9 protein-coding genes are annotated in these 7205 nt (G+C 59.5%); 8 read left to right on the top strand and 1 reads right to left on the bottom strand.

Annotated features, from left to right (window positions below; genetic code table 11):
• The 3 genes from ACYCUK_RS22295 to ACYCUK_RS22305 form a co-directional block, all read left to right on the top strand.
• Nucleotides 1-444, top strand: a 444-nt coding sequence (locus ACYCUK_RS22295; protein WP_461596804.1) for a tyrosine-type recombinase/integrase, incomplete at its 5' end; no start/stop codon positions are given.
• Nucleotides 445-703: 259 nt separating this feature from the next.
• The gene (locus tag ACYCUK_RS22300; RefSeq protein ID WP_461596805.1) at nt 704-1912 is read left to right on the top strand and encodes a toll/interleukin-1 receptor domain-containing protein; all 1209 of its coding nucleotides are present in this window, start codon (nt 704-706) and stop codon (nt 1910-1912) included.
• Between the two features lie 181 nt (nt 1913-2093).
• Nucleotides 2094-2870 carry a hypothetical protein gene (locus ACYCUK_RS22305; protein WP_461596806.1) on the top strand — a complete coding sequence of 259 codons (777 nt, stop codon included), beginning with the start codon at nt 2094-2096 and terminating at the stop codon, nt 2868-2870.
• 35 nt (nt 2871-2905) lie between these two features.
• Here the strand turns inward: ACYCUK_RS22305 and ACYCUK_RS22310 are convergent, their stop codons facing one another.
• On the bottom strand, nt 2906-3313 hold the full coding sequence (locus tag ACYCUK_RS22310) for a hypothetical protein (RefSeq protein ID WP_461596807.1): 408 nt from the start codon (nt 3311-3313) through the stop codon (nt 2906-2908).
• On the opposite strand from ACYCUK_RS22310, the gene ACYCUK_RS22315 reads away from it, so the two are divergent.
• The 5 genes from ACYCUK_RS22315 to ACYCUK_RS22335 all read left to right on the top strand — a co-directional run bounded on the left by ACYCUK_RS22315 (nt 3312) and on the right by ACYCUK_RS22335 (nt 6534).
• A complete protein-coding gene (locus tag ACYCUK_RS22315; RefSeq protein ID WP_461596808.1) occupies nt 3312-4502 on the top strand; it encodes a sensor domain-containing phosphodiesterase in 1191 nt (396 codons plus the stop codon). The genes ACYCUK_RS22310 and ACYCUK_RS22315 overlap by 2 nt on opposite strands.
• Nucleotides 4503-5007: 505 nt before the next feature.
• Nucleotides 5008-5256, top strand: a complete 249-nt coding sequence (locus ACYCUK_RS22320) for a DUF4160 domain-containing protein (protein ID WP_461596809.1) — start codon at nt 5008-5010, stop codon at nt 5254-5256.
• Nucleotides 5243-5659 carry a DUF2442 domain-containing protein gene (locus ACYCUK_RS22325; protein ID WP_461596810.1) on the top strand — a complete coding sequence of 139 codons (417 nt, stop codon included), beginning with the start codon at nt 5243-5245 and terminating at the stop codon, nt 5657-5659. The genes ACYCUK_RS22320 and ACYCUK_RS22325 overlap by 14 nt, the downstream gene beginning before the upstream one ends.
• A gap of 417 nt (nt 5660-6076) precedes the next feature.
• Nucleotides 6077-6199, top strand: coding sequence for a hypothetical protein (locus ACYCUK_RS22330; protein WP_461596811.1), 123 nt, complete (start codon nt 6077-6079; stop codon nt 6197-6199).
• Nucleotides 6196-6534, top strand: coding sequence for a type II toxin-antitoxin system HicB family antitoxin (locus ACYCUK_RS22335; RefSeq protein ID WP_461596812.1), 339 nt, complete (start codon nt 6196-6198; stop codon nt 6532-6534). Before ACYCUK_RS22330 ends, ACYCUK_RS22335 begins: the two co-directional genes overlap by 4 nt.
• The last annotated feature ends 671 nt before the right edge of the window (nt 6535-7205 follow it).

Below are 7205 nucleotides of genomic sequence, written 5' to 3' on the forward strand. Positions count from 1 at the left end.
CACGCTGTGTTTCTTCGGAGCGATTTGCGGCAACGGGCCGATTACTTCGCTAACCGGGCAATCGTGGTCCAACACAAGACGGGCCACCCCGTCCAGTTTGAGATTACGGCGGCAACACGTGACGCAATCGGGGCCTGGATCAAGATGGCCGGGTTGCGCGCCGATGACTACCTCTTTCCAAGCCGATTGCACGCTTCACCGCACCTCGGAACCCGGCAATATGCTCGCATCGTTCACGGCTGGGTCGAGGAAATCGGCCTGGATAGTCATGCCTATGGCACGCACTCGATGAGGCGGACCAAACCGACTCTCATCTATCGCAAGACCAAGAACCTCCGAGCCGTCCAATTGCTGCTGGGCCACACCAAGCTGGAGAGCACGGTCCGCTACCTGGGCATAGAGGTCGAAGACGCTCTCGACATTGCTGAGCAGACTGAGATTTGATGGCAGGAAGGTGCCGACTCCAACGAAGGCCGGAGTCAGCCAGCTTCTGCCGTTGGTCGGCGGCGGCTTTCGGGCGGCTCGTCTATCCCCCGGCCACCGTCGCAAGTTACGATCGCCAAGCAGCAGCGTCAGCCGTGCCTAAGGCGGACATGTGCCAGCGATTGAGGGCGGCACAAAGGCCATAGACGTCAATGCATCGACGAGCCGTGCCCCGCTTATGGGATGAACACGCAGACCAAAACAATCGACGGAGTCCATTGTGCAGAACTACCACGTTGCCCTGTCCTTTGCTGGCGAAGACCGCGACTACGTCGAAAAGGTCGCTGTCAATCTCAAAGCTGCTGGAGTGGAAGTCTTCTACGACCTGTTCGAAGAAGCTGACCTGTGGGGCAAGGATTTGTACGCGCATCTCTCTGGCGTTTACCAGAAGAAGGCTGTCTACACGGTTATCTTCGTGTCGACCGCCTACCGCGACAAGTTGTGGACGAATCATGAGCGGCGCAGCGCCCAGGCACGCGCGTTCAGCGAGAGCAGCGAATACATCCTGCCTGCACTGTTCGACAAGACCGTCGAGATCCCGGGCCTGCTCAAGACCACAGGGAACATTGACCTGACGAAGAAAACGCCAGAGCAACTGGCGGACCTCATCGTCGAAAAGCTGGTGCGGTCCGGCGTCACCTTGAGCAAGCGGTTCGCGTACTCCGACAGCGCCATTGCGGACGCCGACTTCGCCGCCCCGCGCGGCTCGACCGTCGAAACGCTGATCCAGGAGATGCGCTCATACACCTGGCCAACGCAGCGGCCCGCCGTTGAGCGGCTGCTGGCCATGGACCTCACCAAACTCTCGGTTGACGAGTTCTTCGTGCTGGGCAGGAACTTGTATCAATGCGCCTGCGGCAACGAGCTCAAGGCGGTGAGCGTGATGACCAACCTGCGCCGCGAACTGGCAAAACTAAATGACGAAGAGGCCGCGCTGCACCTGTTGAATGGCATGCTGTTCGAGGTCTACTTCGACAAGAACGGCGAATTTCGGGGCAGGCAGCTAAAGGCGCGTTATTTGCCGGAACTGCTGGCAGTGCAGCCCGTGAAGAAATACGCCCCGTTCATCATGTTCATCCGGCGTGCGCTGGAGCCATACCGCGCCAGTCTGGCCTTCTTGCCCAACACGGTACCCGAGAAGGTCGAAGTTCGGCTGCGCGTGAGGCGTAGCGATCCGCCCACTGTCACGTCGATGAAGGTTGGCGAGCAGCAACTGCTGCAAGGTAGATCCGCTGATGATGAAGACGGCGGGCCCTTCTGGCGATTCCACCATAGCGGTTTTACCATCGGAGAGCTCGGTGCGCAGATGACGAGAGAGTGGGGCGTTCCCTCTTCCCATCTGTCGATCACAGCGACGCCGAAGACGGATGAGCACGCCAAGCTGCGGCTGGCCGAGAACACCAGGATCGGGTGGCCCGGAGACGATTGACCGTGTGCACCGTCTTGACAAATGCTGGCCCGTGCGGTGCTCTCCGGCAGGGGCTGAACGAAGTTGATCAGGTGCTAGCAGTCGCGGCTGGTCGGCTTCATCGGTGTCACATCGTGGCAGTTCCTGCGATCCGGCAAGTCCCAGTCGGCAAAATGGACACCATTGAATGCAGGGAGTCACCATGAAGCTCTTCGCCATGTGCATGGTGTGTCAGGCAGAGTTGGGGCATCCCAGCTTCGAGCCCTTCTTTGCGCCGTACTACGAAGACATGATCGCGCCTATCCAGTGCGCGCGGGGGCACAAGACCGTAGTCATGCTTCAAAGCCAGAAGTTCGAAGTGCTACTGGAATCTGGTGCGGCGGCATTGGCTGCCGGCTTCACCCTTGAGGCCGCTGCAACGTTCTCTGCCGCTTTTGAGCGCTTCATAGAGTTCGCAGCAAAGGTCATGCTGCTCCACATGGGGATGGATAGCGCCACCTATGACGAGATGTTCAAAGAATTGGCACGGCAGTCCGAGCGGCAGATTGGCAGTTTCATGGCGCTGCATGCCCTTGTGCTCGGCGTTGCGTACAAGCCAGTGCCAAAGATTGCGCAATTCAGGAATGACACCATTCACAAGGGAGCGATACCGACGCCGGACGAGGTGACGAACTTCTGCAGCCTGATCTACACCGAAATCGTTCGTACAGCGAAGCTGCTCCGCGCGCGGTGCGAAAAAAGCATCAATGCAGTGATCATGGATAACCTGCAGGCTCGCCGAAAAAAAGTGCCCGCCGGGATTCATGTGGCAACAGTCGCCATGAGTGGCCTGTCCTCGCTCATGAACCTCGACGCCGAGGAAGATTTCGAGCAGGCCTACGTTGCGTTCTTGGAAGGCCAGCGAGTGATGACGAACGCGGTGCCGGAACTTCAGGCGTTGCATGCCCTCCTTTTTCCGAAGAAATCCAATGCCCAGTGATGGCGCGATCCCCTCACCGCATCGCAGGAAGTCTGCTAGCGCGACTGCTCTGCTGCCATCAACTCAGCAGACGGAGTGACGGCAATGGGTCGAAAGCGCCCGATCGCCGGCACAGGAAGCGGTTGCTCACGAGATCGATGCTGCCAACGACCGCTGACCGCGGCATTGCAGCCGTCGCCAGGATCTGTGCCCAATGCCTGCTCTGGCCGACTTGCTGCCGCTGGCCGGTGCTCGGCCAGACGGGTCGGGCGCCCGCACGGCCATGGCGACCATGTCATCAATGCGCCGAAATCGCCATTGAGCGTGTAATAAAGCTGCGCCGGATGATTTGTTACCCCTTGTAGGACATTCGCCGATATCGTCTTGAATTCTCTACTATTGCGCGACAACGATGGCTCCCGCATCACATGAACGTCCATCCTTCTGATAGAAAGGATTTCCATGAGCCCAAACCATCGCACTGCCGACGACATGGTGCTGGATGCGCTGCATTCCATGCGAACGCTGGTCGGTATGGAAGTCGCGTTCATTTCACAATTCAAAGATGGTCGACGCATCTTTCGCTACGTCGATCCGCTTGGTTGCGATATCCCGATCCGAGTTGGCGGTTCGGATCCACTGGAGGACAGCTATTGCCAGCGCGTTGTCGATGGTCGTCTGCCGGAGTTGTTCCAGGACGCCATGCAGCTTGCTGAAGCGCGCAAGCTTCCGGCGACTGCGGCTGTGCCGGTTGGCGCCCACCTCAGTGTCCCGATTCGACTGAGCGACGGCGGCGTCTACGGAACCTTTTGCTGTTTTAGTCGGGCCGCAAACTGCGCGCTCAACGCACGCGACATCGACACGATGCGGTGTTTCGCCGACATCACGGCCAAATTCATCGAGCAACAGGTGGCTGAGGAAAAGCGCCGCGAAGAGCTCCTTGCGCGACATACGGCGGTTCTGAATGCGGAGTGCTATTCGATTGTTTACCAACCAATCATGCGGATCGCTGACGGCAAGGTCGTTGGATACGAAGCGTTGACGCGGTTCCTGGCAGAGCCCGTTCGTACACCTGACGTCTGGTTTGATGAGGCGTCGGAGATCGGGCTTCAACTGACGCTTGAGTTGGCCGTGATCGCCAAGGCGTTGCGTAGTCTTACCCTCTTCCCGGAAGACACCTATGTTTCCATCAATGCATCACCGGCAACCATTCTGAGCGGGGCACTGGACGAGGTTTTTTCGGGCTATCCATGCGAGCGCCTGATGTTGGAGGTCACGGAACATTCTTCCGTGAATGACTACGCGCAGATTATGAAAGCGCTCGATCCTTTACGGCGCCGTGGATTGCGGCTTGCCGTGGATGATGCGGGGGCCGGATATGCAAGTTTTCGGCACATCCTCGAACTGAAGCCGGACGTCATTAAACTCGACAACAGTCTGATTCGACAGATCGACTCCAATACGGGTCATCGTGCGCTGGCCGCCGCGCTCGTTCGGTTTGCGCAGGAGACGGGAAGCATGGTCGTCGCCGAAGGTGTGGAGACAGAGGCCGAATTGGCGATCTTGCGCGAGTTGCGCGTCGACAAGGTGCAGGGGTATCTGCTTGGGCGCCCTGCCCCGATCGAAACATTCCTCAGCGGTAGGGTCGCTTAGGTTGGTGGGCTGCTCTTCGGCCAATGAGAAGCTTCACATAAGGCCAACAGGTGATGGACCGGTTGTGGCCGGATCTGTGAATCCGCCCGCTCGCTCCAAAGCGGCCCGCCAGCGCTGGGTGCCGACCTCAGCCGAACTCAACGAAAGGGAGTTCTCCCGCGACTCGACAGCGCATCCTGCATAGTCCTCAACTCTATGGGAGACCATCATGGGAACCGCAGGCAATGCCACGCTGTGCGCGCCGACACGAAATTGATCATTATGCCGATTTTGTTGTGACCGGACGCTTTCCGGCATCGACATTGGGGTGATGCAGGTACTGGCCGATCGCTTCTGGTCAAAACTTTGCCGGCGCCCTGGTCAATTCGGCATCGGCACGAACACTCTTTTAGCTTTGATTCCTCGGTGACCCGGTGAGTTTCATCCACCGTCTTCCCCGCTGCGCGGGATTGAGGGAGGGCAGGGCAAAACTTGAAGAACCTAAGCGCTTCGGTTATAGTGCCGCATGCCGACCATCTTCCGATTCGGACCCTATCGGGTTGTCATTTACCCCAGTGACCACCGTCCGGCGCACGTGCATGTCGTGGGCGCGGGGTGCGAGGCGGTCTTCAAGTTGCATTGCCCTGATGGGCCGCCGGAGTTGCGGGAATCCGTGGGGCTGGCCGCCAAGGAGTTGAACCGCATCGCGGCGCAGCTCCAGGCCGAACTGGCGATGCTGTGCCATTCCTGGAGAACGATTCATGGCCATTTCTGACGCAGACGTGAAGCGTGCTGAAGCACGCATGCAGGCTCGCTTGAAGGCGGGGCCGAAAGCGGTTTCCGCACGCTACGACCGGCGCGTGGCGCGTGTCGTGGTGAGTCTGGACACCGGCCTGGAACTGGCGTTCCCGCCGCACCTGGCCGAGGGGCTGGGCCATGCAAGGCCCGATGATCTGACCGACATCGAGATCACGCCTAGCGGTCTTGGACTGCACTTCCCCAAACTCGATGCCGACCTGTACCTGCCGGCGCTGCTGGAGGGGGTCTTTGGCTCGCGCCAATGGATGGCTGGGCTGATGGGGCAAACCGGTGGAGCCACGCGAACGCCGGCCAAGGCCGCGGCTTCCCGGGAGAACGGCAAGCTGGGCGGACGGCCCCGGAAACCCATCGCCGCTTGAGCGCTTTCACCTGTGTTGGCGCCGATGCCGATTTGAGCCACATGCCGATCGGCGACTGAGCCATGGAAAACGAGCTGCGCGGGGCCTCCGGCTTGAATTTCGTCGCGCTCTAACCGGCTCACCGCAAACCCGGCGCATGGCTCAAATCGGCATCGGCGCCAACAACGCTGGTTGGCGTAGTCCTTGGCTTACGGCGATTTCGATTCGATCAGATCCTTTTGGCTCGCGTAAAGGCCGATTGCAAAACCGATTGAACCTGCCATCAGAAGTGCTATCATATTCCAATGAATAGCAAGCACTGCAAGACGCTTGAAGCGATTTTCTCCAGCCCGGTCAACGGCAATCTTGAGTGGGCCGCGTATTGAGGCTTTGCTTGGGGCCGCTGGGTGTCGCGTCATTGAGGGAAGTGGATCATCCGTGACGTTTGAGAAAGACGGGCTACGTGCCCATTTCCATCGACCACACCCGCAGAGGGAGGCCTTGAACTACCGGGTCAGGATGGTGCGGGAGTATTTGGAGAAACTAGGGGTGACGCCATGAACAACGTGATGACTTACAAGGGCTATGCCGCCAGCATGACTTATGACCCGGACGACAAGATCCTGGTTGGGCGCGTGCTGGACATTGCGGACATCATCGCCTTTCACGGGGAGTCCGTGTCCGAGTTCGAGGCGGCATTCCACGAAGCGATTGACGACTACATCGACGCCTGCGCGAAACTCAAACAACAGCCTGAAAAACCGGCATCAGGCAAATTGATGCTACGGATCGATCCCGGCATTCATGCGGCGGCGGCCAAGGCCGCGGCGCGTGAAGGGCAGAGCATGAACAAATGGGTGGCGAAGGTGCTCTCGGAAGCCACGGCGCACCGCTGAACCCGTCTTCCCCGCTGCGCGAGGATTATTGCGGCGCCACCATCCCATAGTTTTCGACAATATTTGTGCCGTCGCGTCGACCCAGCGATCGAAGCAGGGCGGAGTTTTCGACTTTAGGCAAGATGTCAACGGAAGTGGCGGGCGCGTAAGCCACGCCGATGCTAGGCCCGTGTTTTCGACTTTAATTGGTTAGAACACGGGTGTTGTGCTCACCGAACCTGCCCGCAACGCATAACCAACCCGCGTGCACGCGGATATCCCAGCACTGCGCGTGCCGATACCAAATTGACCATCACGCCTAGCGCGTGGCGGGATGCCGTGCTTTGCAGCGTTCGTAGGCCTGCCGCCGGTGCCGGCGGCGCTTGATCAACGCAAGATCAGCATGATGTTCAAGTTCGTTTCGGCGCGCACATGCGAGGCTGATCTTTAGCGCGGAGGGTTGGGCGACCCACAGCGGCGGCATAGCGCTCCCGTCAAACCGCACCGAGCTGTTCACGCGTTGCTGATTGAGCGGCTCGGTCGATGCGCCGAGATGCAGCCGAGCGGTCGCTAGAGCGATCTCGCAAGGCCTGAGCGGCCTGTGCGAGGAGTCGCAGGCATGCAGTGGGCTACGCCTTGAGTCGATACCCGGTCTTGAAGATCCAGGCCACGATCGCCAGGGACATGAGCAG

The organism is Thiomonas sp., from assembly GCF_054608695.1.

What these genes read in the sequence shown, in the direction of transcription:
- ACYCUK_RS22325 (WP_461596810.1), top strand. Translation starts at nt 5,243, where the DNA reads ATGGCCATTTCTGACGCAGACGTGAAGCGTGCTGAAGCACGCATGCAG.
- ACYCUK_RS22320 (WP_461596809.1), top strand. Translation starts at nt 5,008, where the DNA reads ATGCCGACCATCTTCCGATTCGGACCCTATCGGGTTGTCATTTACCCC.
- ACYCUK_RS22305 (WP_461596806.1), top strand. Translation starts at nt 2,094, where the DNA reads ATGAAGCTCTTCGCCATGTGCATGGTGTGTCAGGCAGAGTTGGGGCAT.
- ACYCUK_RS22335 (WP_461596812.1), top strand. Translation starts at nt 6,196, where the DNA reads ATGAACAACGTGATGACTTACAAGGGCTATGCCGCCAGCATGACTTAT.
- ACYCUK_RS22315 (WP_461596808.1), top strand. Translation starts at nt 3,312, where the DNA reads ATGAGCCCAAACCATCGCACTGCCGACGACATGGTGCTGGATGCGCTG.
- ACYCUK_RS22310 (WP_461596807.1), bottom strand. Translation starts at nt 3,313, where the DNA reads ATGGAAATCCTTTCTATCAGAAGGATGGACGTTCATGTGATGCGGGAG.